General features: G+C 50.9%; 27 protein-coding genes. 18 read left to right on the forward strand and 9 right to left on the reverse strand.

Annotation, left to right across the window (positions count from 1 at the left end; all coding sequences use genetic code 11):
- The first annotated feature begins 18 nt into the window (after positions 1-18).
- From coaE to BUB94_RS11900, 9 genes are all read left to right on the forward strand, one after another.
- Positions 19-570 carry a dephospho-CoA kinase gene (gene coaE, locus BUB94_RS11865; protein WP_073237339.1) on the forward strand — a complete coding sequence of 184 codons (552 nt, stop codon included), beginning with the start codon at positions 19-21 and terminating at the stop codon, positions 568-570.
- Positions 571-579: 9 nt separating this feature from the next.
- Complete coding sequence (locus tag BUB94_RS11870) at positions 580-903, forward strand: DUF3392 family protein (RefSeq protein ID WP_073159543.1); 324 nt, start codon at positions 580-582, stop codon at positions 901-903.
- A gap of 29 nt (positions 904-932) precedes the next feature.
- Positions 933-1,103, forward strand: coding sequence for a hypothetical protein (locus BUB94_RS16875; protein WP_158236688.1), 171 nt, complete (start codon positions 933-935; stop codon positions 1,101-1,103).
- Between the two features lies 1 nt (position 1,104).
- Entirely contained in the window at positions 1,105-2,607 is a 1,503-nt protein-coding gene (locus BUB94_RS11875) for a Na+/H+ antiporter NhaC family protein (protein ID WP_073237342.1), read from the forward strand.
- 354 nt (positions 2,608-2,961) lie between these two features.
- Positions 2,962-3,585 carry a GNAT family N-acetyltransferase gene (locus BUB94_RS11880; protein ID WP_073159547.1) on the forward strand — a complete coding sequence of 208 codons (624 nt, stop codon included), beginning with the start codon at positions 2,962-2,964 and terminating at the stop codon, positions 3,583-3,585.
- Between the two features lie 95 nt (positions 3,586-3,680).
- On the forward strand, positions 3,681-4,529 hold the full coding sequence (locus tag BUB94_RS11885) for a TIGR02147 family protein (RefSeq protein ID WP_073237345.1): 849 nt from the start codon (positions 3,681-3,683) through the stop codon (positions 4,527-4,529).
- Positions 4,529-5,932, forward strand: coding sequence for a carbohydrate binding domain-containing protein (locus BUB94_RS11890; protein WP_073237348.1), 1,404 nt, complete (start codon positions 4,529-4,531; stop codon positions 5,930-5,932). Before BUB94_RS11885 ends, BUB94_RS11890 begins: the two co-directional genes overlap by 1 nt.
- 115 nt (positions 5,933-6,047) lie before the next feature.
- On the forward strand, positions 6,048-7,826 hold the full coding sequence (locus tag BUB94_RS11895; RefSeq protein WP_073237351.1) for an alpha-1,4-glucan--maltose-1-phosphate maltosyltransferase: 1,779 nt from the start codon (positions 6,048-6,050) through the stop codon (positions 7,824-7,826).
- Positions 7,827-7,943: 117 nt separating this feature from the next.
- Positions 7,944-8,699, forward strand: a complete 756-nt coding sequence (locus BUB94_RS11900; RefSeq protein WP_073237354.1) for an acyl-[acyl-carrier-protein] thioesterase — start codon at positions 7,944-7,946, stop codon at positions 8,697-8,699.
- 27 nt (positions 8,700-8,726) lie between these two features.
- Here BUB94_RS11900 and BUB94_RS11905 read toward each other — a convergent pair whose 3' ends face one another.
- On the reverse strand, positions 8,727-9,278 hold the full coding sequence (locus BUB94_RS11905) for a carbohydrate-binding family 9-like protein (RefSeq protein ID WP_073237397.1): 552 nt from the start codon (positions 9,276-9,278) through the stop codon (positions 8,727-8,729).
- Positions 9,279-9,477: 199 nt separating this feature from the next.
- On the opposite strand from BUB94_RS11905, the gene BUB94_RS11910 reads away from it, so the two are divergent.
- Together BUB94_RS11910 and BUB94_RS11915 are read left to right on the forward strand one after the other, a co-directional pair.
- A complete protein-coding gene (locus tag BUB94_RS11910; protein WP_073159557.1) occupies positions 9,478-9,804 on the forward strand; it encodes a SpoVG family protein in 327 nt (108 codons plus the stop codon).
- Positions 9,805-9,814: 10 nt separating this feature from the next.
- Positions 9,815-11,374: a YifB family Mg chelatase-like AAA ATPase gene (locus tag BUB94_RS11915; protein ID WP_073237357.1), complete on the forward strand. Its 1,560-nt coding sequence runs from the start codon at positions 9,815-9,817 to the stop codon at positions 11,372-11,374.
- 104 nt (positions 11,375-11,478) lie between these two features.
- Here the strand turns inward: BUB94_RS11915 and BUB94_RS11920 are convergent, their stop codons facing one another.
- Positions 11,479-11,844 (reverse strand): dihydroneopterin aldolase, encoded by a 366-nt coding sequence (locus BUB94_RS11920; protein WP_073159561.1) that lies wholly within the window; start codon positions 11,842-11,844, stop codon positions 11,479-11,481.
- Positions 11,838-12,866 (reverse strand): hypothetical protein, encoded by a 1,029-nt coding sequence (locus BUB94_RS11925; RefSeq protein WP_073159563.1) that lies wholly within the window; start codon positions 12,864-12,866, stop codon positions 11,838-11,840. The genes BUB94_RS11920 and BUB94_RS11925 overlap by 7 nt, the downstream gene beginning before the upstream one ends.
- A 252-nt stretch (positions 12,867-13,118) precedes the next feature.
- On the opposite strand from BUB94_RS11925, the gene pgk reads away from it, so the two are divergent.
- Positions 13,119-14,363, forward strand: coding sequence for a phosphoglycerate kinase (pgk, locus tag BUB94_RS11930; protein WP_073159565.1), 1,245 nt, complete (start codon positions 13,119-13,121; stop codon positions 14,361-14,363).
- A 252-nt stretch (positions 14,364-14,615) separates the two neighbouring features.
- Here the strand turns inward: pgk and BUB94_RS16880 are convergent, their stop codons facing one another.
- Positions 14,616-14,768 carry a hypothetical protein gene (locus BUB94_RS16880; protein ID WP_175549729.1) on the reverse strand — a complete coding sequence of 51 codons (153 nt, stop codon included), beginning with the start codon at positions 14,766-14,768 and terminating at the stop codon, positions 14,616-14,618.
- 45 nt (positions 14,769-14,813) lie between these two features.
- Between BUB94_RS16880 and BUB94_RS11935 the strand changes: the two genes are divergently transcribed.
- From BUB94_RS11935 to BUB94_RS11960, 6 genes are all read left to right on the forward strand, one after another.
- Positions 14,814-15,221 carry a hypothetical protein gene (locus BUB94_RS11935; protein ID WP_139260214.1) on the forward strand — a complete coding sequence of 136 codons (408 nt, stop codon included), beginning with the start codon at positions 14,814-14,816 and terminating at the stop codon, positions 15,219-15,221.
- Between the two features lie 72 nt (positions 15,222-15,293).
- Positions 15,294-15,644: a hypothetical protein gene (locus BUB94_RS11940; RefSeq protein WP_073159569.1), complete on the forward strand. Its 351-nt coding sequence runs from the start codon at positions 15,294-15,296 to the stop codon at positions 15,642-15,644.
- A gap of 78 nt (positions 15,645-15,722) precedes the next feature.
- Entirely contained in the window at positions 15,723-16,979 is a 1,257-nt protein-coding gene (locus BUB94_RS11945; protein ID WP_073237364.1) for a hypothetical protein, read from the forward strand.
- Between the two features lie 61 nt (positions 16,980-17,040).
- The gene (gene hisH, locus BUB94_RS11950) at positions 17,041-17,655 is read left to right on the forward strand and encodes an imidazole glycerol phosphate synthase subunit HisH (protein ID WP_073159573.1); all 615 of its coding nucleotides are present in this window, start codon (positions 17,041-17,043) and stop codon (positions 17,653-17,655) included.
- Between the two features lie 203 nt (positions 17,656-17,858).
- Positions 17,859-18,674 (forward strand): TIGR02147 family protein, encoded by an 816-nt coding sequence (locus tag BUB94_RS11955; RefSeq protein ID WP_073237399.1) that lies wholly within the window; start codon positions 17,859-17,861, stop codon positions 18,672-18,674.
- A 23-nt stretch (positions 18,675-18,697) separates the two neighbouring features.
- Positions 18,698-20,341 (forward strand): hypothetical protein, encoded by a 1,644-nt coding sequence (locus BUB94_RS11960; protein ID WP_073237367.1) that lies wholly within the window; start codon positions 18,698-18,700, stop codon positions 20,339-20,341.
- On the opposite strand, the gene rph is transcribed toward BUB94_RS11960, so the two are convergent.
- The 5 genes from rph to BUB94_RS11985 form a co-directional block, all read right to left on the reverse strand.
- Complete coding sequence (gene rph, locus BUB94_RS11965; RefSeq protein WP_073159577.1) at positions 20,342-21,067, reverse strand: ribonuclease PH; 726 nt, start codon at positions 21,065-21,067, stop codon at positions 20,342-20,344.
- A gap of 107 nt (positions 21,068-21,174) precedes the next feature.
- Positions 21,175-22,026, reverse strand: a complete 852-nt coding sequence (locus BUB94_RS11970; RefSeq protein WP_073159579.1) for a prephenate dehydratase — start codon at positions 22,024-22,026, stop codon at positions 21,175-21,177.
- A gap of 41 nt (positions 22,027-22,067) precedes the next feature.
- Positions 22,068-22,718 carry a C40 family peptidase gene (locus BUB94_RS11975; RefSeq protein ID WP_073237370.1) on the reverse strand — a complete coding sequence of 217 codons (651 nt, stop codon included), beginning with the start codon at positions 22,716-22,718 and terminating at the stop codon, positions 22,068-22,070.
- A gap of 24 nt (positions 22,719-22,742) precedes the next feature.
- Positions 22,743-23,717: a biotin synthase BioB gene (gene bioB, locus BUB94_RS11980; protein ID WP_073159583.1), complete on the reverse strand. Its 975-nt coding sequence runs from the start codon at positions 23,715-23,717 to the stop codon at positions 22,743-22,745.
- A 185-nt stretch (positions 23,718-23,902) separates the two neighbouring features.
- A complete protein-coding gene (locus BUB94_RS11985) occupies positions 23,903-24,418 on the reverse strand; it encodes a PaaI family thioesterase (RefSeq protein ID WP_073159585.1) in 516 nt (171 codons plus the stop codon).
- Between the last annotated feature and the right edge of the window lie 3 nt (positions 24,419-24,421).

Below are 24,421 nucleotides of genomic sequence, written 5' to 3' on the forward strand. Positions count from 1 at the left end.
TGATTTTTAGCGGTAATTATGATCGGTATAACAGGTCAGATTGGTGCAGGAAAATCCTTCGTAGGACACAAGCTCCGCGAACGTAAAATCCGTGTAATCGATGCAGACCTGGCCGTGCATCAGCTGTACCGCGACCATGGTGAATTGCGCTCAGCCATCGCCAACGAATTCGGCCCGGAATCGCTGACGGAATCCGGCGTGAACCGCAATTTTTTTGCCGACCTGATTTTTAGGGATGCGGGTGCCCGACTCCGCCTAGAAAATCTGGTCTATCCGGTTTTGACTTCCTACCTCATCAAGGAAAATCCCGACTTTGTGGAGGCCGCCCTTTTCGAGAATGTCCCTGAGCTGGTGGAACATCTGTCTGAAATCTGGGTGGTCATGGCCTCGCCAGAAGTGCGTCTCCGGCGCCTTACCAAGAACCGCAATATGAACGAGGCCGATGCCTTGCGCCGCATGGAACTGCAGAAGGACAAGGATTCCGAAGAGGCCTGGCGCAAATTATTCCCGAACAAGCCTCTGCGGTTTATCGACAACTCCTCGGTTGACACACTTCCTAATCTGTTTTAGATTAGGGGCATGAATCACTACATCCACGAGTTTGCAGGCTTTCTCAGATTCCACATGGATTCTATTTCGGTGGGTATCATCGCCACGCTTCTAATGATTTATGGCGCATCCATCAATGGCTACTTCAAGAAGATTACCAGGAGCGTGCCCTTTGTGGGCCGTTTCGCCTTGTTCGTGATTCTGTGTTCTGCTGGTTATGCTTTCATCAGTTCACAGGCGGTTAAACTTTTCAAGATGTTCCTGATGAACCAGGCCGACTTGCCCTTGATCGGAATCATCGCGGGGAGTTTTGTGGTGCTGGCCATTATGGCTTACCGCGGTAAGGATGTTTGATTTTTAAGACTTCGTTCAAAGGAGATTGTATGAGCGAAAAAAAGATGGATAACGTAAGGGCCATAATGGCCCTGAATGATATGAAGGTGTACGCCAATTCAAGGGCACTAGATGCCTTGAACTACGCAATTGCCGTCCTTGAAAAGCTGGAAGAATCTGGCATCAAGCAACCCCTCGCCAGTTTAGAAAAGGAACCTTAATATGGAACAGTGGATTTTTGCTAGCGGAACTTTCTGGGCTCTGGTTCCCCCGATTGTGGCTATTGCCCTTGCCTTGCTGACAAAGGAAGTCTATTCTTCGCTTTTTGCCGGTGTGGTGATTGGCGCCCTTTTCATTAGCCAGGGTAGCTTTCCGACTTTTTTGGATTCCATTTTCAAGAATGGCCTTGTAGCCAAGGTCTCTGATCCCTGGAACGTAGGCATCCTCCTGTTCCTAGTCATTCTTGGAACCATGGTCGCCCTCATGAATCGTGTGGGTGGTTCGGCAGCCTTTGGTGAGTGGGCCAAGAAGCGCATCAAGACAAAGACGGGAGCCCAGCTGGCCACGATCTGTCTTGGCATCCTGATTTTTATTGACGATTATTTTAACTGCCTTACGGTGGGTAGCGTTATGCGCCCCATTACCGACAAGTACAAGGTCAGTCACGAAAAGCTTTCTTACCTTATCGATTCTACTGCGGCCCCGGTCTGCATTATTGCCCCCATCAGTTCCTGGGCTGCCGCTGTGTCGGGCTTTGTGGAAGGCGAAGATGGACTGGGACTTTTCATCAAGGCGATTCCCTTTAATTTTTACGCCCTGTTTACCTTGCTTGCCATTTTCCTGGTTGTTTTTTGGAAAATCGATTTCGGTGCCATGAAGAAGTTTGAGTCCGCCGTTGAAATCGCTGCTGCGAAAAGGGAAGAATCTGTCGTTCCTGAAGGTCGTGGCAAGGTGATGGACCTGGTGCTCCCCATTGTGCTGCTCATTGTCTTTTGTACCATCGGTATGATTTATACAGGTGGATTCTTTGCCAGTGGTAAGGAGGCCAAGGGCTTTGTGGATGCGTTCGGTGCAAGCGATGCTTCTATCGGTCTTGTGTTGGGTTCCTTCGCTGCTCTTGTACTGACTGTTATTTTGTATGTGTCTCGCGGTGTACTTCGCTTTGGCAAGTGCATGGAATGTCTGCCGGCAGGTTTCAAGGCCATGGTTCCCGCCATTCTTATTCTGAGTCTCGCCTGGACCTTGAAGGGCGTAACAGATACTCTTGGTGCAAAGGAATTTGTTGCCGGTGTCGTAAGCGGCAGTGCGGCGAGTTTCATGAATTTCATGCCCGCCATCATCTTTGTCATTGCGGCATTCCTGGCTTTTGCGACGGGAACATCCTGGGGGACTTTCGGCATCCTGATTCCTATCGTGGTGGCAGCCTTTGGCGGTGTTGACTACAGCCTCATGGTGATTTCTATTTCTGCATGTATGGCTGGTGCCGTTTGCGGAGACCATTGCTCTCCCATTTCGGATACGACTATCATGGCCAGCGCCGGCGCTCAGTGCGAACATGTGAACCATGTGAATACGCAGCTGCCCTACGTACTTTACGTGGCCGGCGTTTCCTTCGTGACCTTTATTATTGCGGGCTTTACCCGCAGTGCTGTTATCTCGTTGATCCTGGGTGCTTCCATGATTGTGGGTGGTCTGTTCCTGATCAAGAAGAGAATGCGGAAGTAAGACGGTCGCGCCTAAATACGAAATTTTAACGGCGAAAATTGTAAAAAAAAGTTAAGCATCCCGTGGTTTTGATATAGTTCACACCCGGGATGTCTTTTTGTGATTATCTTCTTACATTCGTTGTTTTCCTGAAATTGACTTTGTATTTTCTCATTCGTAGAACTTGAGGAACCAATATGAAGTCACATGAACTTTTCATTGTCAAACAGATTGTCGTTCTTTCCGTGATTGCAGCTGTTCTAGGTTACGTTTACGGTTAAGTTTAACACTGAGAGAGAAAGGTCGGTGCGGTATATCTGCGCCGGCTTTTTTTATACGGTGGAATGTCGGGTGGTGAGTTTCTAACTTTAAGGCATGGATTCTTTTGAGGAACATTTTTCCGAGGTGTTTGAAACCGCGAACCTGAAGGGGGCGCGGGTAACGCTTGTTGGCCTGCGGGAACTGGACGAGGCGGCGTCTGACGCGCTGTACCAAAAGATTTGCGGTTCCCGGGAATTTCTTCTGGAACACTTACCCTGGATTGCAGAAACGTCTCCTGCGGATCTTAGAAAGAGGGCCCGCTCCTGGTGTCTGCAGGCTCACTTGTCCCAGGGCGGCTGTTGGCAGATCTTCGAAACGGCAGAAGGCGGCTCGAACTCCATTGCGAACGTTGCCGAAAACTCCGTCGGGAACCTGGCTGGCTTCCTGATGATGGACGTGAACATGGGGAACCATTCTGCCACCTTGAGTTATTGGCTGTTCAGGGAATTTACCGGTCGCGGTCTCATGACGGAATCCCTGGAGTGCCTTTGTAGGTTTGCCCTTGACACTCTGCGGTTAAACCGATTGGAACTTTTCTCCTCGGTGGAAAATCCCAAAAGTCAGGGGGTGGCTCGCCGCTGTGGGTTCCGCGAAGAGGGTATATGTCGCGATTTTGAGTTAAAAAACGGGATTTTCGTGGATCATGTCCGTTTTTCAAGGCTAGCCCGCGACGGTTAGGAATTGTTTTTCTGGTTACAGAATGTTTACTCGAGTAAACAACAAAAAGAGATTATTTTTTCAATATTGAGGCGCACTCTTCTATCTTTCTAAGTATGGAAAATGGGAAAGAAAATATCCTCGTAGAACCTGATGTTCTGCAGTACACCAATTACAGGGTGTACCTTAGGGACTATTACGAGTATAAGAAGAAGACCACTGCGGCCTTCAGTTTGCGTTTTTTTGCCGAAAAGGCCGGGCTTTCTAGTCATGCTCATCTGAAACTTGCCATCGACGGCAAGCGTAACATCACAAAGAACACTGCTACCAAGCTTATCCACGGTCTCGGTCTCGAGAATCAACGTGCCGCATATTTTGAAAGTCTGGTTTTCTTTAACCAGGCAACAACTGACGAAGACAAGAAAATCTACTACGCCCAGTTGATCAAGGCAAGCCCTCGCTCCAGGCTGCACAAGATGGACAAGGCTCAGCTTCGAATTTTTAAGGAATGGCATCATTCCGCAATTCTGGAAATGGTGGGACTCAAGGATTTCCGTCCTATCCCCGACCAGATTTCCAAGCGTCTCCGTGGCTTGATTACCCCGGCGCAGGTGACTGAATCCCTGAACTTGCTGTTGGAGTTGGGTCTGCTGGTAAAGACCGCTAACGGTTATAGACAGAGTAATCCGCTGATTACGACCGACGACGAAGTCCAGGATGTTGTGGTCAAGATGTACCACAACCAGATGCTTAGCCTTTCAAACAAGATGCTGAACGACCTTCCGGGTGCCGAAAGGGACGTTTCTGCCTTGACTTTTGGAATTAAGCGCTCTGATTTCGTTAATTTGAAGAAGCATTTGCAACTTATGCGAAAAGAACTACTAGATTTCTCTGCAAAAGCCGGAGAAGCTGAAGAGGTTGTACAAATCAACATTCAGCTGTTCCCGCTGACTCGAGGAGTGTGATGCGTTTCTTTTTGTCCATAGCCGCTTTCGCCAGCTTGATGCTAACTGGTTTGTCGTTGGTCGCCTGTGCCGATGACAAGTCTGTCGCTGGTATAGAAATTGGCAACCCGTCCCTGGATAATCCTATCGCCGATGGGGATACCACGGGACAGGATTCTATTCCCGTGATTACTCCGGATGATTCCATTCTTCCGGAACCGGAAGAACCTGTGTCCCTGCCGCTTACCGCTAGCTTTGTTGTGGATTACGATAAGGGTACTGCCGCCCGTGCGCTTACAAAGGCTTCCTCCAGCGATAGTGCTGTGATTCTGGATACCTTTGCACTGGAACTGACGAATGTCCGTACATACAACAGCATTTACGTCAGTGTGACGGACACCATATTGACCCGCGGTCTGACGGTCTGGCCCTACGAAGGGTCCGACGTGGAAACCATGCCTATTTCCTTTACGGAACAGTCCTTTGTTGAAGAAGATTTCAGCAAGATCGACCTGTTGCCTGAATCGGACTTCTACCTGAAGGAAATTGGTGTTTCCTTCAAGCCCCATAAGGCCGGCAAGGTTTATGGCCGAGTGCTGCGTGATGGTAAGTATGTTCCCTTTATCTTTAGCCTGTCTCACTTCCAGGCTTTGCAGTTGCGCTATCATTATTCCCAGATTGAAATCGATTCCGCGAAGAATGTGGCAAACCTGCAGGTGGAGTTCCGCGTCAAGAAGTTCGCTGACGGTCTTGACTTCTCCAAGGCTGATTTGTCTGACGGCGTTATCCTCATCGACGAAAAGAATAACGCGGCCCTTTGGGATTCTCTGAATAACCGCTTCATTCCTAGCTTCCAGCCGCTGCGCTATAAGTACCTGGAAGTTGGCGAAGCTGATACGGCCGGTGTCGAAAATGTGGAACGCATGGACTACGTGAACGACATCTGGAAGAATATCGCTGCAGGTCTTGGCGAGAACACCTTGATCAATGGAAACTTCAAGTCTCCCTTTACCACCGATTGGATCTTCAAGACCCAGCTTGGCGGCAAGGCCGACACCGCTATCGTTACCGAAAGGAGTGGCGACCGTATCATGAAGGTGAACGTGACCAAGGGTGGCAACTACTCCTACAGCGTTCAGCTCATGCAGGAGAATGTGGCTCTCATTGCCGGTGTCAAGTACAAGTGTATCTTTACCATCTGGTCTGAAGTGGAAGGCGAGATTACGGTTAGAATCGGTTCCTACTCCACTTACGAAGCGGTTGGCTTCTCGGAACACAAGGAAGTGGCACAGACCGGTCAGTCTATCGAGATTGAATTTACTCCCGAAGTGAACGATCCCTTTGCCCGCTTTGAACTGAATCTGGGCAAGACGGAAAGAGTCCTCCGAATCAAGGAAGCCCAGGTCCTTCGTTTGAGTAAGTAAGATCGCAAGGAAACAACGCAGACTTTTAAAGGCATCCTGGTGGGTGCCTTTTTTCTATAACTTTGATGGAACGTCTATAACCATTATCCTTTAACCTTTCTAATTTTATAGCACTATGGCAATGATTCCTACTTTAAAAGACAATCTCGTTATCGAGAATATCCGCCCGAACATCGAAGGCGGCCGTTTCATGATCAAGCGCGAACCGGGTGATTCCGTGACCGTGCAGGCAGACATTTTCCGCCACAGCCACGAGAAGTATGACGCCGCAATTTTTTACCGACATGTCCCCGTAGAAGGCAAGGCCAAGAAGACCGCCAAGGCCGCAGCAAAGCCTGCCGCCGTCAAGTGGGAACAGGCTCCCATGCATTTCGTTGACAACGACCTCTGGGAAGGTTCCTTTACCGTCAACAACATCGGCTATTACGAATACAAGGTTTGCGCCTGGACCATCGAGCCCAAGGACAAGCCCACCGAAAGCCCGGTGATGAAGCTCCGCGTTGACCCGGCTTATGCACGTACCGGTACTTGGTACGAAATGTGGCCCAAGTCCCAGGGTACCGACGCCACCAAGAGCGCTACCTGGAAGGACTGCGAAAAGCAGCTGGACTACATCGCTGACCTCGGCTTCGATACCGTTTACCTGGTTCCCATTCACCCCATTGGTGTCACCAACCGTAAGGGTGCCAACAACGCCCTCCACGCCAAGACCGACAAGAAGGGTAAGCCCCTGGAACCGGGTTGCCCCTACGCAGTGGGTAACAAGTTCGGCGGCCACTATGCTACCGACCCTGAACTGGGCTCCATGAAGGACTTTGAACATTTTGCCAAGGCTGCACGCTCCAAGGGTCTGCGCCTGGCTCTGGACATCGCCTTGAACTGCTCCCCGGATCACCCCTACGTTAAGGAACATCCGGAATGGTTCTACCACGAACCTGATGGCTCCATCAAGTTTGCTGAAAATCCGCCCAAGAAGTACGAAGACATTTACCCCTTCGACTACTACAACAAGAACTACAAGGAACTGTGGCAGGAAATCGAGAACATCATCCTGTTCTGGGCCGATAAGGGCATCGAAATTTTCCGTATCGATAATCCCCACACCAAGCCCTTCCCGTTCTGGGAATGGCTCATCGCCGACGTCAAGGAAAAGCGTCCGGAACTGGTGTTCCTGGCAGAAGCCTTCACCCGTCCCAAGATGATGCATCGCCTGGCCAAGGCTGGCTTCGACATGAGCTACACCTACTTCGCATGGCGTAGCGCCAAGTGGGAATTCGAACAGTACCTGAAGGAACTGACCCAGTCCGACGCCAAGGAATACATGCGCGGCATCTTCTTCCCGACCACACCGGACATCTTCCCCAAGTATCTGGCCTATAAGGGTGCAAATGCCTTCAAGCAGCGTTACTTCCTGGCTGGTACCCTTTCTAGCCTTACCGGTATGTACAACGGTTACGAACTCTGCGAAAACATTCCTTCTCCCATCAAGGAAGAACTGCAGGATTCCGAAAAGTACCAGTATAAGGTTCACAACTGGGCTGGCCCCGGCATCCAGGACTTCGTCCGCCGCGTGAACACTGCCCGCCTTGAACATCCGGCTCTCCAGGAATACGATAACCTGGACTTCCACTACTGCGCCAACGACCAGCTCATGGTTTACTCCAAGAAGACTGGCGAAGACGTTCTCCTGTTCGTCTGCAACATGGACATGGACAACGCCCAGGAAGGCATGGTGGAACTGGATATGTCTAAGCTCGGCCTGAACGAAGATTCCTTCTTCTTCCTGAAGGACTTGCTCACCGACGAATCCTTCGTCTGGCGCGGCAACAAGAACTTCGTCCGTCTGGATCCCAACAAGGCTCCTGGCCATCTCTTGGTTCTTAAAAAGATCTAAGAGTTGAACGTCGCGGCCTCGCGAACGAAACTTTTTCAGGAAGTACCGACATTTTTGCCGGTACTTTTTCTTTTTTGCATATATATTAATCAAGTAAACTATTCACTCTTCACTGCCATGATTGATATTTATTCTCTCGCAAAAAATCCCCTTGTTTTTCAGAAGCCCCGTACCGTTACGTCGGCTTATATTGACGTGTCCGGGAAAATGGGCGTGGCCCAGACGGTTCTTATGGTCCAGGATAACCTCTGTGAAAATCTGGGGAAACTCAAACAGGATAATTTTTTCGTAAAGGAAAAGGGCGGCTATTGGGTTATTTCCAAGGCCAAACTGAAATTTTTCCAGCGCCCGTTCTGGGGTGATAAGGTGGTGACGACTTCATACCCTACAAGTAACAGCCTGATTCGAACTTATGAAAGTACCGCCATTACCACAACCGAGGGCGAACCCATTGTGTTGGCCGTACAGGAGGCCTGCTGCCTGGATTTGGTACGTCATCGTCCCATGAAACTTTCTACGGTGGGCTTTCCTACAGAGGGTTTCCCGGAACAGGTCCTCGATGACAAGTTTACCAAGTTCGAAGTGACTCCCGATGAGTACGAAGAGATTTACCAGCAGCGGGTTCTGCCTCAGCATCTGGACATGTCTCATCATATGAACAACATCAAGTACATCGAACTGTCGATGAACGTGTTCTCTTCTGCAGACTGGGAACTTTGTGCTCCCTCCGAAATGGAAGTCCATTTTTTGGGAGAGTCCATGGAAGGAACTCTGCTGAAGATTTTCCGTGCGGACCACAAGGGCGCCACCTACATGAAGATTGAAGATGAGACAGGACGTCAGGTCTTCGAAATGAAAATCAAGATGAAATAAAAAACGCGGCAGTAATCGCCGCACACTTTATACAAATTCTCTGAAGAATTCGGGCCGGTGAAAATCCGGCTTTTCTGTTTCTACGGGGAAGGCGCTCAGATAGTGGGGCGACTGGGACTTGTCGCCGCATTTATAGAGGTTGCCACGAAGAGACTTTCCGACAAATGAATTCAGCCCGAAGAGGCTGGCGGGAATCTGTACGGTCATTCCCCAGCAGACCAGGTTCCCGGCGACGCTGGCCACTTGCTTTGTGCGGATGACCTTGTCGATGTCTTCCTGGGACAGGGTGGTACGGTTGTTGCGATCTGGCCCGTGGGCTGCCAGCAGGAAACCTCGGCTTGTCGTTTCGAAGTTGAAGTACTCGCTGGGGTTTGCTGGGTTCTGCAGAAAAATTTCTACGCAGGAATCTTCCCAACTGCGGCCGTTGTCTTCTTGCACTTCGGCACGGAAGCAGGTGTCGGGTTCCTCGATGGTAAAGCTGACGGTAAAATAGTCGGCGCTGATTTCTACGTCGGCAAGGACTGAGGGGAGAACTTTTCCCTGATTCTGAGGCCAGTTTAGATTTGCATTAAGAAGCATGGCTATAAGATAGATAATCACTGATTAATCAGTGATTAATCGCTGCTTAATTTAGAATGAAAAAATGGGAATGCCTTTTTTGATGAAAAAGGGCGTTTTTGTATTTGGCATGGCTTTTGCATTAAGGGGGCGTCATCGGACGGTTCTGGTAAACCGTTAGATGTTGGATAAGTTAACGCCAATGACTTAGGAGGTCTTTATGGCAGAACAGATAAAAGAAAATGAAGTCAAACAGGCAACAAGTCAGTTTGATTGTCTTGCAGTCACCAGTGTCCAGGTTTTCCCTTTTAAGGAAGGACCTAGCATGGGACATATTAAGGGGCTTGCCACCGTAGTCCTGAATGACCAGATGTTGATTCGTGGTCTTCGTGTGATGGATGGTGAAAACGGTATGTTTGTGGGCTATCCGAACGATCCTTTCTATAAGGGCGAGGAATTCCGCACCATTTGCTCTCCCGTTACCCGCCAGCTCCGTGAGCACATCGAAAACTGTGTTCTTGAACGCTATCAGGCCGCCATGGCCTAGGAAGGTTCTCTTGTTCCATAGAATCCGTTCTTACTGCCTGTTTGGAATAAAGGCTGTTCCCGTAAGCGTCGAGGTCGACGCCTCTCAGGGGCTGCCGGGTTTTACTTTGGTTGGATTACCTGACAATGCGGTAAGGGAATCTAGGGAACGAGTGGTCTCGGCCATCCGTTCCATAGATAAGGTGGTGACAGGTTTCCGAACGACGGTGAACTTGTCGCCCGCGGATTTGCGGAAGGAGGGCAGTGCCCTTGACCTGCCGTTGGCTATCGGTCTTCTTGTGGCTACCGGCGAAATTGAAGTTCCTGATTTGGAACGGTTGGTGTTTGTGGGGGAACTTTCCCTAGATGGTTTGCTGAAGCCTGTTCGTGGAGTCCTTTCGGTGGCCATGAGTCTCCCTGATCGCAAGAGAGACGTTCTTGTGGTGCCTCGGGGGAACGAACGGGAGGTGCGTCTTGTAGAAGGTGTGCGGTACGTGTGTGCGGATTCCCTAAAGGAATGCGTTGGTGTGTTAGAAAAGGGGGCTGTGTCTAAGGCTGTTTCGGCGGCGGGACTGGCTGCCGCGCATGGAGCGGAGAGGGGCGCTGGACAGGGGTATGCCTGCATACAGGGAATACCAGACTTTAAGAATGTCATCGGGATGGAAGGGGTCAAAAGAGCTCTTGAGGTGGCTGCTGCCGGAGCCCATAATTTCCTGTTGGTTGGTTCTCCCGGTGCGGGAAAATCATTATGTGCCAAATGCCTTCCGGGAATCCTCCCCGAAATGACGGATGAGGAAATTCTCGAGACGACCCGCATACATTCCTGCGCAAGGGCTGCAGGGGATATGGAATGCTTTAAGCCGGTAATGGTTCGTCCTATCCGGACGCCACACCATTCGGCGTCTATGGTGTCTCTTGTTGGGGGCGGCGTGCATTTGCGGCCTGGGGAGGCTAGCATGGCTCATAATGGCGTTTTGTTTCTTGATGAACTCCCCGAATTCAACCGCAGTGTCCTGGAGGCTTTGCGAGAACCGATGGAAGAGGGACTCATTTCGGTGAGCCGGGCTAGCGGAACGGTCGTGTGGCCTGCTCGTTTTATGATGGGGGCTGCCATGAATCCTTGCCCCTGTGGCTATGCCATGGATGCAAAACGGAGCTGTACGTGCCTGCCGGAAGCCCGCAAGCGGTATCAGGAAAAAATTTCGGGACCGCTGCTGGATCGTATCGATATCCAGGTCAGTGTGCCCTCTGTGGAGGCATCCCAGTTTGCCAGCGGGGCCACTATATCTGAGACTTCTGCAGACATTCGCAAGCGGGTCTGTGAGGCTAGGGCCTTGCAGAGGGATCGCTTTAAGAATCTCCCTTTCAAGACCAATGCGGAAATGTCGTCCGAAGCGGCGAAATCGTTCTGCAGGTTGTCTGCAGCTACCGAGCGTTTTGCCATATCTGCCGCCGACAAGATGGGCTTGAGTGCACGAGGCTACTTCAGGCTCCTGAAGGTGGGACGGACCATAGCTGACCTTCGCGGGTCTCCTGCCGTCGAAATTCTGGACCTGTCCGAGGCGCTTCGCTATCGTTCCTTTCGCTCCTGATTGAACGTTGTAAAAGAACTTTCTCCTCCGTCCCCTCATCACAAGCAAAGCGCCTCTCCTAACGGAGGGGCGCTTCTTGCTTAATCTCTTGTTTTATCTCTTGCTTAGCGTCGCATCCTAATGGATGATTCTGCCCCGACGCAATCAGGGATGGCGCACGGCTTTCTGACGGAAACCTCGACGGCCTGAGCCTTGGGATAATTCCCGAGAATGCGTTCGGCGCAGCGGTACACCAGGGTTTCTTCCAGCTGGAAACAAGAAAGGCGGATAAACCCTTTCAGGTCTTCCGCCAGTTGTGCATAGTCTATGGAGTGTGCCAGGTCTTCGTTTCTGGCAGCGAGGGTAAAATCAGACCAGACGGTCACGTTCAGTACGATCGGCTGTTCGTTTTCGCGTTCATAGGGAAGGGTCCCGATGATGCAGTCGAAAGTAAGGTCCCGAAGGCTGATTTTACCGAGTTCTGTTACCATACGTAGAGAACGACTGCGCCTGCGATAGATGCGCCTGCTACGCCGAACCAGATGTTACGGGCAGAAGCATAGGAATCGTGGGTCTTCTTGTTTTCGTTCATACGGTTCTGGAGGCTCTGCATGGTCCAGTAGACGGGGCCTTCTTCGGTGGTTCTAAGCACGTACTCGCCCTTGGAAATCATCACTTCTTCACAGCTGGGGTTGCCGTTACAGGCGCGGAGGAGGTTGCCCTTAAGTTCGTCCAGGTCGTCGTAGGCGCTCTGGGCCTTGTTGGCTTCCTTCTGCTGGAGGATGCCCATGACGATGCTTGCTGCGGCCAGGGCGGTGAGACCCACTGCGCTCCAGAAGCGGACTTCGTCAGCGATACCGAAACGGTCGCCTACGTTGCCTGCTGCGTCGCTGGCTGCCTGGTCACGGCTGTCGGCTGCAGAGTTGTCTATCGGAGCGGTAGTCTTGTACTGGAAGACATCATCATCGTCTTCGCAATCTTCATCGTCGTCGCAGTATTCGTCACTGCTGGTTGCAGCGGCAGCGGTTTCGGCGACAGGTTCGTCGGCGCCTTCGCCCTTGAGGGTCACGGGGCTGCCGTCAATGAAGACGATTGCAGAGGAAAGGCCGTCGGCGAAGACGGACTTGCCATCGAAGTATACCTTTTCGACGTCCTTGTCGGCGTCCATGCCGCGCTTGGAGTAAACCTTGGCGGTCAGGAGCTTGGAGTAGTCGACGCCGTCAGCGGTCATGGCGGTCATGGAGGACAGGTCGCCTGCGGAGCCCTGGTAGAGCTGGTAGGTCGCGTCGTTGTCGCCGAACGGGTCTACAAACTTCTGACGGACGACCAGACGGCCATCCTGGAGGGATTCCACTTCGTCTGCCGGGATAGTCTTCAGTTCGCCACCGAATTCGGCAGAGATGTATTCGTCGGGAGTACCGGCGTCCTTAGCATCAAATTCATTAATATCGTACGGACCGGCAAAAGCGGACACGACAGAAAGGCACAGGGCCCACAAAATTGAACGTTTCATTTGATAACTCCAATATGGACTATTTTTCGTGAAATATATAAAAAAAAGATTGAAAATTCACAAAGGAAAGTTTTTTGCAGTATACAAAGGTAAATGATTAAGGGATAGTCGGATAGATGATATAAATTATATAAAGAAAAGTTTACAAAAGTATGCTTTGCATAGTTGATTTGTGCATTTGACCATGTTTTTTTGCCCCCTTTTACTATATTTTAATCCGTAAATTTTAACTCTAACCAGAAGGTGCTAATCATGGCAAAGCTTTCTATTGAAGATCTCGAACTCGCTGGCAAGCGCGTGTTCATCCGTGTCGACTTCAACGTTCCCCAGGACAAGGTCACCGGCGAAATCACCAACACCAAGCGTATCGAAGCTGCTCTCCCCACTATCCAGTGCGCTCTCGATAAGGGTGCTGCTGTTATCCTCGCTTCTCACCTGGGCCGCCCCAATGGCGAAGTGAACATGAAGTACACTCTCGCTCCCGTTGCCAAGAAGCTCGAAGAACTCATCAAGAAGCCGGTGAAGTTCCTCTCTGACTGTGCAGGTGCAGAAGTTGAAGCTGCTTGCGCCGCTATCAAGCCGGGTGAAATCATCCTCCTCGAAAACCTCCGCTTCCACATCGAAGAAGAAGGCAAGAAGAAGGACGCCGAAGGCAACAAGGTTAAGGCTGACAAGGAAGCTGTCAAGGCATTCCGCGCTTCTCTCACCAAGCTCGCTGACGTTTATGTTAACGACGCATTCGGTACCGCTCACCGCGACCACTCTTCCATGACTGGTGTTGAACTGCCGCAGCGCGCTGCTGGCTTCCTCATGAACAAGGAACTCAAGGCATTCGACGCAGTTCTCAACAACCCCCCGCGTCCGTTCCTCGCAATCCTCGGCGGTGCCAAGGTTGCCGACAAGATCCAGCTCATCAACAACCTCCTGGACAAGGCTGACAAGATCATCATCGGCGGCGGCATGGCATTCACCTTCAAGAAGGTGATCGACAATATCGAAATCGGTTCTTCTCTGTTCGACGAAGAAGGCGCAAAGCTGGTTCCGGAACTGATGGCTAAGGCTAAGGCTGCTGGCAAGGAAATCATCCTCCCGGTTGACTACATCGCTGCTGACAAGTTCGCTGCTGACGCTGCTACCAAGGCTGTTTCTGACGCTGAAGGTATCCCCGCTGGCTGGATGGGTCTGGACGTTGGTGCAGAATCCACCAAGAAGTTCGTTGAAGCAATCAAGTCCTCCAAGACCATCGTTTGGAACGGTCCTGCAGGCGTGTTCGAATTCGAAGCATTCGAAAAGGCTACCAAGGCTATGGCTGACGCAATCGTCGAAGCTACCGCAGCTGGTGCAATCACCGTGATCGGTGGTGGCGACACCGCTACTGCAGCTAAGAAGTACGGCGCAGATAAGAAGGTCACCCACACCTCTACCGGTGGTGGCGCTTCTCTCGAACTCCTGGAAGGCAAGGTCCTGCCGGGCGTCGCAGCCCTGACCGACAAGTAACTTGCGATGATAAGCGGCGCATTGCCGCGTTGCTCGCCCCCTCACGTACGAAAGTACGCTACGGGGGTTCGCGCCTTGCACTGCTTGCTTCTAATCGCAAATTACATTTGCGTTTTAGAGAAATTGTGAATTGAAAAAATCCCGATGGAAGTCGGGATTTTTTTGTATTTGGGGGAGGTGGGCTTGCGCCTTGCGGACCACTACGGTTGAATTGAACGGAAATGACTTTGATAACCGTAGTCAGGCTCTAAGTCATTGTTGGCTGGTGTTGGGGTTGACGGTTTCGTCGTGCTCCTCGAATTGGCTCACTTTCTTGAACCAGTAGTCTTCACTGTTGATGGAGCTCATGTTGTTGATGATGGCGTCCAGATCCAATTCTTCATTGTTGTTGTTTTCGTTAGGCATGTGCTGAATATAGTATTATCTGTTTAATTTTGTATTTTTGCAGTCATGAACAAATTGATTTGGGGGTTAGTTTTGTTGATTTCTGTAGGGGCGGCTCAGGCTCAGCTTGTTCCCAAGGGTATGGCTATCTACGGCAGTGTGGACGGGACTGATGTTGTGCCGCAGGAGGAGTCTTCCTATGGGTCGGAAAATTCTGTGCCTGATTCGTTGCTGAACTGGAACGAAGACCGTGCCGTTTTTGCGGATAGTGTGTCCGTTTACATGAAGGATTACAACTACAATATTGGCAATAAGCAGTTTGCCCGCTATGGTGGGATTTGTGGTAGGGCAGGGCTTGGTATCGCCCTTATCGGTATTGATATGCTGTCCGCGGGACTTGCCATGGACAAACGCAGTTTTGATAATGCGCTCAGTTATGGCGGTGTTGCAATGATTACGGGCGGAATTCTTTAAGCAGAAAAAGATTGATTACCAGCGGAGACATTCCGTTTTGCAGACAAGTGACTATTAAAACGTGAGGTTTTTATGGCAGAAAAGATTTCTGAAATTTCAAAGGTGTATCACAAGGAACACGGCAACTGCGCTGTGTCTGTGACTTATGGTTATTGGCGTGCCCAGGGCAAGTCTGAAGCGGAAGCTCTGGAACTGGCCATGGCTGTAAAGCAGTTCAGTGGCGGTCGTGCTCCGGAGGGAACTTGCGGCGCCTTACATGCGGCAAAGCTGTTGGCTCCTGCCCAGTCTGATGCCATTGTGGAGTTCTTCAAGAACGGTGCCAAGGGCTGCACCCTGTGTAGTGAAATTCGCCCCAATGGGGTGATTCCCTGCAACCGCTGTGTGGAATTGGCGGGCGAGGCGCTGGACTCCTTGAATAAATAGGGCGGTCTGGGGTTTTATTTTGCGATTCCATTAAGTATCTTTGTGTCGGTGTTCGGGTATTTAGGAAAAGGAGACTTGATGAAGAATCGTTTTGGACTTTTGGCCCTTACGCTTTTTGTGGCGGGTTGCAGTTTTTTCGTGGCATGTGGCGAGTCAGCCTCTGAAGCAGAAAATTCGGATCCGGTTCCTCAGGCGGAATCTAGTTCTGCCATGGGAACGGCTGACCCCGCTGAAGTTTTTTCGTCGGCTGTAGTAGAAGTCCCCCAGACTTTGCCCTGCGCTCCCGAGGAGGAGGGCGGTTTTGTGTGGATCGAAACGGGTAAGAGTTATTACCGTTGCGAGTCCGGTTTGTGGACTGCGTATGACGTGGCGCCTCATAAGAGTGGTTTCGATCCGTGCCAGTTTAATTTTGGTGCGGCCTGGAGTACCGACAAGGAACGCGATTCTACGAATTACGCCGGCCTGGACTATATTGCGGTCTGGCTTGGTGATAACGATTTCTATAACGGCTTTGAAGAACGTATGGTAAAGATGAGCGTGGAAATTGGCGCGACTCCCATGATTTACGCTTACGTGATTGCCGAGTTCGACAAGGATCATGGAATTGACGACTGCAATATTTCCAAGGCAGAAAAGACCCATTGCTCCCATGGGGCCCAGATGATTCGCGAATATTTTGCGGACTCCATTTTGTATCGTTATGCGGCTTATGCCAACGGTATGCGTGAACAGCTGATTTACCGTCTGGAGGTGGATGCGGATACTTATGAATCCATCTGGCTGATTGAACCGGATTTTTATCAGTATTCCGAAACGGCTTCAAGGCAGAAGGAAAGATACGATGGAACTGTCCAGGAAGGAGGCGGCATTCCCGATTCCCTTATGGGCGTGTACTTCAAGCAGATCGTGGATACCATTCGTGCCTACTTGCCTGCGGCAAAGATTGCCATCGATATTTCACCCTGGATTGGCGATAAGGATACGGCCCTGTTTGCCCAGTGGTATTCCAACTTTGACATGAGTATCGTGGATTTTGCGGGAACTTCCGGCGGTTCGTCCCTGGCGACATCCGAGAAGATTGTGGCTGCCAATTCTGCCACCTGGGCGAAGATTCATGAGGTGACGGGCAAGCCCATTCTTGCGGATGCGGGCTATGGTGCCGGTGGCGCAAGTAACGGCCACAAGAAGCCTTGGGATGATGTCCAGAACATCAAGGCCAGAATGGCCAACGGTGTTGTGGGTATTATGCAGATGAATGCCGCTAACGATTTCCCGGTAAGGGCTGATACCATCAGGCCGCAGCTGAATTATACGTTTCCCTGGTGCAATAACTAGGGCGGCACTTCGGCGGTTTTAATCTTTTTTCTATCTTTGCGGTTGTAAAAACGAGGTTTCTATGTCTATTATCGTAGTTGACTACAACGCTGGCAACTTGACGTCTGTGATGAACGCTTTGGAACACATCGGTGCCGATGCTGTTTCTAGCCGCGATCCCGAAGTGATTGCCAAGGCTGATCGCCTGATTTTCCCTGGCGTTGGCGCTGCGGCTTCGGCTATGGAAACCTTGACTAGGACCGGAATCGGTGAGGCCATCAAGACGGTGGTGAAGGCCGGCAATCCTGTGCTTGGTATTTGTATCGGTTGCCAGATCATTCTGGAAGAATCCGAAGAAGATGGCGGTGTCAAGACTTTGGGTCTGATTCCCGGCAAGGCTGTGCGCTTTAAGGATGAACCGGGCCTGAAGATCCCTCACATGGGTTGGAACCAGGTGGAATTTACCCGCGAACACCCCATTATGAAGGGCATCGCCAGCGGTAGCGATTTCTACTACGTTCATTCCTATCACCCGGTGGTGCCTGCGGAGTATAGCTTTGCTGAAACTACTTACGGCACCCAGACCTTCCAGGGCCTTATTGGCAAGGATAACCTGATTGCTTCCCAGTTCCATCAGGAAAAGAGTGGTGATGTGGGGCTTGCCATGCTGAAGAACTTCTGCGACTGGAAAGTTTAATTCGCCTTAGCCAATTTTTTACTTTATAGTTAGACCGTGTTAATCCGCGGTCTTTTTTTATAATAAAAAAATATGGATTCTTGGTTAAGAGTCTGGTAGTTTACGTCTGTTTTTATTGATAAAATAAATTTTGTATCATTGGTTTATTGACGAATGATACAAAATAAATTATGTTTGCCTTCGCCGTCAAGGCAGGTAAATTTTTGAAGCCCATAACCGATTATCAAAGCTATCGCTGCTATATGCAGGAGTTTTATGAGGAGCGTAAGCGAACGGATTCGTTTACGTGGCGAGAATATGCCCGTCTGGCAGGGTTTTCTTCGCCTACCTACCTGAAGTTGGTTTGCGAGGGCAAAAGTAGCCTTAGCGAGGCGGGAATCGGCAAGGTGGCCGACGCCATGGGGCTGAAGGGTTTTGATTACGTCTATTTCCGTTACCTGGTGCAGTTTAACCAGGCTAAAGATGACGAGTCCCGCAAGAAGGCGTTCGGTGCCATGCAGGAAGTGGCCAAGTCAAAAAAGATCCGCGTGCTGGATGGCGACGCCTACGCTTATTTTGAGTCCTGGAAGAATCCGGTGCTGCGTGAATTAGTGACCATGATGCCGGGTGCCACTCCCGAGGCTATGGCAGCCATGTGCTGGCAGCCGGTAAGTGCCGACGAAGTCTGCGCTTCGCTTGATTTGATGGTAAAGTTGGGTTTGTTACAGAAGAAGGGCCGTAATGTTTATGTGCAGACGGATAAGGCTCTCGTGGGGAATTCCGATGCGATTCCCATGGCTGTACGGACGATGCATCGGGAAATGGCTGCGCTTGCTCAAAAATCTATAGATGCGTTTGATGTGAATGATCGAAATATTATGGGTGTTACAATGAGTGTTGATCGTGAAGCTTACGAACAAATTGTGGAGGAACTGCTTTCGTGCCGACGAAAAATAGCCTCCATTGCCAATGCCAGCAGAAAGCCGGATCAGGTATATCGTTTGAACTTACAATTGTTTCCTTTGACAAAGAAAATCTAGAAAGCTGATTTGGGACGGCTAGGATGAGTAAAAAAAATATTGCATTCTCTATTGTTTTAACTAACGCGTTTTTACTGGGTGGTTGCGGATCGGACCGCCACATGGTTTTTGACGAAGGATCCACCGAAGAAAACAATGCTTCTGTTGAAGTGGTCCACATTGAAGATGTAAACGTGGTGGACGTACCCGGAACATGGTCTATGTTGGATGGCGGTGAAGGGTCTGAAATTAAATGGGACGTTGACGGTGATAAAGTCTTTTCAAGGACTTGGCTGAAATCGGCTCAAAAGAAATGTGGCGGTTTCTGCGGAACGGTTGTTCTTGGAAAGAGCTCGTCTGACAAGGTGGCTTCCGTTGGGTTTAATCTGGATCTTTCCAAGGAACGGAATGATACGCTGGTTTTGGCGGATGTTTCGTCTTGGGGACAGTTGTGCGTGGAATATGCTTCTGGCCTGGATGTTCGCGTCGACCTGGAATCAATGGATTCGACAGGTGTTGTCGTTGAGGATTCTCCGACAGCCTTGTATAAAAAGACGTCTGGCGATTCGGTTAAAGTTCGTTGTGTTGGCTGGGAAAAGTTCAAACCGAAAAAGTCCGGAAAAATTCCGGGTCTTGAAGCGGTGAAACGTCTGGTTTCCCTTTCGTTCTACTTTGAGGGGGCTCCTGGGATGAGTGGCTATTTTAACATCCGGAAGCTGGGGGCCCTGGTGGTCGGTAGTTTCAAGGAGACTCAAGAAGAAAAAATTGATGACCCTCCAGCAGATTCACCAGTGGATGATTCTGTAAATGTTCCTGTAGATTCTTCTGGTGGAGATACGTTGCTTATTACGTCGGCGGAATCTAGCTCGGGAGAAATAGCGTCTTCGGCGGAGTCCAGCTCCGGAGAGATTGACTCATCAGCGGAAACTAGTTCGGCGGAATCGACCTCTTCGGCGGAATCAAGTTCGTCAGCGGACACAACCTCGTCAGCGGATTCAACTACGTCGTCGGAATCTAGTGCGGATACGTTGATCACTCCTGCGAAACGGACGATTGATACAAATGATTTGGTGGAGTTATGGGATGGATCAATAAGTTATGAGGTAAAAACAGAATTTTGGGAAATGGATGAATACGGAGCTCCCTGGTATGCTTTTGATGATCATGTTTATGAAGGTTCTTCTACGATTACGTGGCCGGTCTCGTTAGGAGGCGGCTTTGATTCGGGATCTTTAGATGAAGTCATCGAAGAATGTCTGGGTATTTGTGGTACGATTGAATTTGGCGATGTGGCTAAAGGAAAACCACCGTTTGTGGGGGTTGTCTTTGACGTGAAGGGATCTTCTGATTTAATTGCGACGGCTAGGCCTGTTGATGTGACTCCCAAATGGGATGGCGTGTGCGTCGTGTACAAGTCCGACATGAGCGGAGCTATCGTTCTGGACCCGGGATTAGAAAAGGCGGGAACGATGAGCTTCCAATTGCCTGAGGCGGTTTTTGAAAGCTCTTCTGAAATTGTCCGTAAATGTGCTTTGTGGAGTGATTTTACCAAACCCGATTCAAAAGAACCTTCCGACGAAAACGTGGAAGAATCTTTGGCGTCCGTTAGAATCAAGTTTGACGGAAGCTCGGGTAGTGGTGGATCTTTCGCAGTCTATCGAGTGGAAGCTGTCAAAGTCACTGAATAATTACGGCAGTTCACCGCCAATCAGTTCCATCTGCTTTTTATAGATGTCCTTGCAGGCGTTTTCGCCCAGGTCAAGGAGGGTGTTCAGCATGGCGCGATCGAAGCTGGCGTGTTCGCCGGTGCCCTGGACTTCGATGAAGTTCTTGGCATCCTGCATCACCACGTTCATGTCGACGTCGGCTGCGGAGTCTTCTACATAGCAGAGGTCGCAGAGGGGCTTGCCGTTTACGACGCCTACGGAGATGGCGGTAATGGCGTGCTGGAGGATCTGTTCGGTGAGGCCCAGACGTTCCTTGATTTTCTTCAGGGCGATGGCCAGGGCTACAAATCCGCCGATAATGCTTGCGGTACGGGTGCCGCCGTCGGCTTCGATGACGTCACAGTCAATCACGATGGCGTTTTCGCCAAGGGCGGCCAGGTTTGCGGCTCCGCGGAGGGAACGACCTACGAGGCGCTGGATTTCCTGGGTGCGTCCGCTGGCACCTTTACGTTCGCGTTCGACGCGCTTGCCGGTACTCTGAGGCAGCAAGCTGTATTCTGCGGTAATCCAGCCAGTGCCGCGGCCAGCCAGCCAATCCGGAACCTTGGGGAGCAGGGTGGCGTTGCAGATCACGCGGGTGCGACCCATTTCAATAAGGACGGAACCGTCGGCGGAACTGATAAAGCCGGTGGTCATTTTCAGGTTTCTGTATTCGTCAAACTTTCTGTCGGTGCGTTCGTATGCCATAGAAAAATCCTTTTTCAATTATGATTTATGAATTATAAATTATGAGATTTAGTTTGGCGCCTACGGCGCGATTATTAATCTCGTACCTCGTAATTTGTAATTCGTAATTAGAACTTAAGCGTTTCTACGACGCCTTTCTTGAAGGTGCCAAGGATGTACACGAAGCTGGTGTAGTTTTTGAGTTCTGCCAAGGCGGCCTGAGCGTTCTCGTCCTTGATGTTTGCTTCAAAGGAAACGTGGAAGATGTAACCCCAGGGTTTATCGGGGTGGGGGCGGCTTTCGCAACGGGTCAAGTTCAGACCTCGCTTGGCGAAACAGCCCAGGGCGTTGTAGAGGGCGCCTACGGCCTTGTCGTCGGCCAGTTCGAAAAGGATGGTGGTCTTGGCGTTCTCGCTTTCGGTGAAGTCTGCGGGAGTTTTCTGGATAGCGTAGAAGCGGGTGAAGTTGGTTCCCTTCAGGTTTTCGAGGCCAGCCTTCAGAATGTCCAGATTGTAAATCTTGGCGGCGTATGCGCTGGCGATGGCGCCCTCGTCGCGGTTACCGCGGGCGGCCAGTTCTTCGGCAGAACCTGCGGTATCGAATGCAGGGATTGCCTTGATCTGGGGGTTTTCTGCAAAGAAGTGTGAGCACTGGGCCAGAGCCTGGGGGTGGCTGTAGACGCGCTTCAAGTCTTCAACTTTTACGCCGGGCATAACGCAAAGGGTGTGCTCGATGCGGAGCATGACTTCGCCAACGATGCGGTGACGCCACTTGTAAAGCAGGTCGTAGTTCGCTTCGATGGAACCTGCCGTAGAATTTTCGATAGGGATTGCACCGCCGTCGGCTTCACCAGTTTCAATGGCCTGGTAAATTTCTTCGAAAGTGTCCATGGGCAAAGTTTCGATGTCTTCGCCAAAAAGGTAGTGGGCTGCGCAATCGCTGTATGCGCCCTTGCGGCCTTGGAATGCAATTTTCTTCATGACGTTAAGTTAGAAAATTTGCGGTTCCTGTTGCGAACCCCCTATTTAAAACGCTTGGCTCCCTTGTACTTGGGACTCCAGTATTTGTCGTTCATGGGGCTGATCATTACGCCCTTGCTGGTGCTGGCGTGGGTAAACCGGTCGCCGCTCATGTAGATGCCGATGTGGCTGATGCCCCAGAAGTCTCCGAAGAAGACCAGGTCTCCTTCCTTCAGGTCGCCGCGGCTCACCTTCTTGCCGCGTTCATCCTTGTAGATGCCTTCGGCGTTATGTTTGAGGGCGATGCCGTAAAGCTCCTTGTAGATGACCATGACGTAGCCGGAACAGTCGATGCCCGATTTGCTGGTGCCGCCCAGTTTGTAGCGGGTTCCCAACCAGGGCTTGATGACCCCTTCTAGGGTGGTTGCCTTCTTGGGGGTGGCGCGTGCTACTTCTTTCTTGTTGATGGCGGCGTGGGCCTTGGCCGAGGAATTCTGACGAGGCGGTTTTACCGTGTCTTGGGGAGTTGTTGTTGCTGTTGCGACAGCTGCAGGTTCAGAGGTGGTCTGTGGGGCTGGCTGCTGAGCCTGCGCTGTTCTAGCGGGCTTGTAGCCTCCAATCCGCCGATCGTATCCAGTACGAACAGGAAAGGAGCAAGCCGAAAGGAATGCCAGGGTTAAAGCAAGAAATAGAATATTTCTCAGGAGAGCCATCAAGCGAAATCTAAATATTTTTCGCTAGTCCAGGAATCCGTGAGGTTCGAATCCGAGGCTCTTTACCAATTCGAAATCGGTGGCGCTGTTGACTCCGGCGGTGGTCAGCATGTCGTCGGTGATGGTGGCGTTGGCTCCGCTCTTGAATGCCTTTGTACCGTAATCGCCTAGAACGCCGCGGCCACCTGCCAAACGCAAATAGGCCTTGGGATTGATAAAGCGATAGATGGCGACGATTCTGCAGAATTCGTCGTTGGTCATCTTGGGCAGATTTTCGAAAGGAGTTCCCGGAATGGCGTTCAACACGTTGATGGGGGTGGACTTGGCACCCAGTTCGCGGATGTCGATGCACATGTCGATGCGGTCTTCCATGGTTTCGCCAAGGCCCATGATTCCGCCGCTGCAAATTTCAAGGCCTGCGGCTACGGCATTCTGCAACACTCCGATTTTGTCATCGTAAGTGTGGGTGGTGCAAACGTCAGGGAAATGACGGCGGTAAGTTTCCAGATTATTATGGAAACGGGAAAGGCCCGCTGCCTTCAATTGATCAAACTGCTCGCGGTTCAGAAGACCGCTGCTGAGGCAAACGCTAAGCCTGGTTTCTTTCTTGAGGCGACGAATGGTTTCGCAAATCTGTTCTACGTCATTCTTGGTGAGAGTTCTGCCGGAGGTGACGATAGAATAGCGGGGGATGCCTGCGGCTTCCTTCTTCTTTGCGTCGGCTACGATTTCGTCGGCGCTGAGCAACTTGTATTCCGGAGCGCCGGTGTGGTAGTAGCTGGACTGTGCGCAGTACTTGCAGTTTTCGGAACAGCGACCGCTGCGGGCGTTGACGATGGAGCAGAAGTCGAAATCGTTGCCGTGGAGTTTTTCGCGGATTTCGTTGGCGGCGGCGGTCAATTCTTCCAGGTCAGCGTCAAGTAGCTTGATGGCATCTTCACGGGTGGTAACGTAACCATCATTCAAAATCTTGTTTTTCAGTTCCTGGACGAAAGACATAAAAACTCCTTGGTTCGCGGCATGTCCCGACGGCTCAAAATATAGAAAAAGGCGAGTGTCGCGACAGAAAATTTATTTTCTGGCATGACCTAGCCGCACTATATGCACTGGAAGAGTGCCATATAGAAAAAGGCGAGCTGTGCCCGCCTATACTATTTCTAATGCACGGCGATAACCGCACTCTATTAGAAAGAAATTTCCTTTACACCATCCTCGATGAGGTAAGGCATTTCTTCGTGCATGGTGACGCCTTCTGCAATCTTGCTCATGTCCAGATGGATGTAGTTGATGTCGCCATCGGCAAGGACGGTTCCGCTCATATCCATGATGCTGGCGTGGGTGATAAAGAATCGGGGAGTGATCTTTACGATCTCGCCGCGGCCGATCAACTGTTCGCCATAGGGAACGGGTTTGCGGTACTTGGTTTCAAGGGACATGGTGACGCCCCAGATAGATTCGTCGCCGCCTTCCTTGGCCCACACTGCGCGAAGTCCCATTTCGTCTAGCATGGCGGTAATGAGGCCTCCATGAACGCGACCGGGATAACTCTGATGCTGTTCGCGATACTGGAACAGACTCATGACGCTTCCGTCTTCCATATTGTAGAACGGAGCGCGGACCCCGTATTCGTTGTCCAGTCCGCACATCATGCACATCTTGCTGTTGTGCTGCTTGCTCACTACCTTGATGATGTTACTCATTCT

This window comes from Fibrobacter sp. UWH9 (assembly GCF_900129715.1).
GTDB lineage: Bacteria > Fibrobacterota > Fibrobacteria > Fibrobacterales > Fibrobacteraceae > Fibrobacter.

Coding starts and splice junctions, on each gene's coding strand:
- BUB94_RS11975 (WP_073237370.1), bottom strand. CDS start 22,718: ATGGCTCTCCTGAGAAATATTCTATTTCTTGCTTTAACCCTGGCATTC.
- BUB94_RS11890 (WP_073237348.1), top strand. CDS start 4,529: ATGCGTTTCTTTTTGTCCATAGCCGCTTTCGCCAGCTTGATGCTAACT.
- BUB94_RS11880 (WP_073159547.1), top strand. CDS start 2,962: ATGGATTCTTTTGAGGAACATTTTTCCGAGGTGTTTGAAACCGCGAAC.
- BUB94_RS11910 (WP_073159557.1), top strand. CDS start 9,478: ATGGCAGAACAGATAAAAGAAAATGAAGTCAAACAGGCAACAAGTCAG.
- BUB94_RS11935 (WP_139260214.1), top strand. CDS start 14,814: ATGAACAAATTGATTTGGGGGTTAGTTTTGTTGATTTCTGTAGGGGCG.
- BUB94_RS11945 (WP_073237364.1), top strand. CDS start 15,723: ATGAAGAATCGTTTTGGACTTTTGGCCCTTACGCTTTTTGTGGCGGGT.
- rph (WP_073159577.1), bottom strand. CDS start 21,067: ATGGCATACGAACGCACCGACAGAAAGTTTGACGAATACAGAAACCTG.
- hisH (WP_073159573.1), top strand. CDS start 17,041: ATGTCTATTATCGTAGTTGACTACAACGCTGGCAACTTGACGTCTGTG.
- BUB94_RS16875 (WP_158236688.1), top strand. CDS start 933: ATGAGCGAAAAAAAGATGGATAACGTAAGGGCCATAATGGCCCTGAAT.
- BUB94_RS11900 (WP_073237354.1), top strand. CDS start 7,944: ATGATTGATATTTATTCTCTCGCAAAAAATCCCCTTGTTTTTCAGAAG.
- BUB94_RS11885 (WP_073237345.1), top strand. CDS start 3,681: ATGGAAAATGGGAAAGAAAATATCCTCGTAGAACCTGATGTTCTGCAG.
- BUB94_RS11940 (WP_073159569.1), top strand. CDS start 15,294: ATGGCAGAAAAGATTTCTGAAATTTCAAAGGTGTATCACAAGGAACAC.
- BUB94_RS11875 (WP_073237342.1), top strand. CDS start 1,105: ATGGAACAGTGGATTTTTGCTAGCGGAACTTTCTGGGCTCTGGTTCCC.
- BUB94_RS11870 (WP_073159543.1), top strand. CDS start 580: ATGAATCACTACATCCACGAGTTTGCAGGCTTTCTCAGATTCCACATG.
- BUB94_RS11895 (WP_073237351.1), top strand. CDS start 6,048: ATGGCAATGATTCCTACTTTAAAAGACAATCTCGTTATCGAGAATATC.
- BUB94_RS11920 (WP_073159561.1), bottom strand. CDS start 11,844: ATGGTAACAGAACTCGGTAAAATCAGCCTTCGGGACCTTACTTTCGAC.
- bioB (WP_073159583.1), bottom strand. CDS start 23,717: ATGTCTTTCGTCCAGGAACTGAAAAACAAGATTTTGAATGATGGTTAC.
- BUB94_RS11970 (WP_073159579.1), bottom strand. CDS start 22,026: ATGAAGAAAATTGCATTCCAAGGCCGCAAGGGCGCATACAGCGATTGC.
- pgk (WP_073159565.1), top strand. CDS start 13,119: ATGGCAAAGCTTTCTATTGAAGATCTCGAACTCGCTGGCAAGCGCGTG.
- coaE (WP_073237339.1), top strand. CDS start 19: ATGATCGGTATAACAGGTCAGATTGGTGCAGGAAAATCCTTCGTAGGA.
- BUB94_RS11905 (WP_073237397.1), bottom strand. CDS start 9,278: ATGCTTCTTAATGCAAATCTAAACTGGCCTCAGAATCAGGGAAAAGTT.
- BUB94_RS11925 (WP_073159563.1), bottom strand. CDS start 12,866: ATGAAACGTTCAATTTTGTGGGCCCTGTGCCTTTCTGTCGTGTCCGCT.
- BUB94_RS16880 (WP_175549729.1), bottom strand. CDS start 14,768: ATGCCTAACGAAAACAACAACAATGAAGAATTGGATCTGGACGCCATC.
- BUB94_RS11985 (WP_073159585.1), bottom strand. CDS start 24,418: ATGAGTAACATCATCAAGGTAGTGAGCAAGCAGCACAACAGCAAGATG.
- BUB94_RS11960 (WP_073237367.1), top strand. CDS start 18,698: ATGAGTAAAAAAAATATTGCATTCTCTATTGTTTTAACTAACGCGTTT.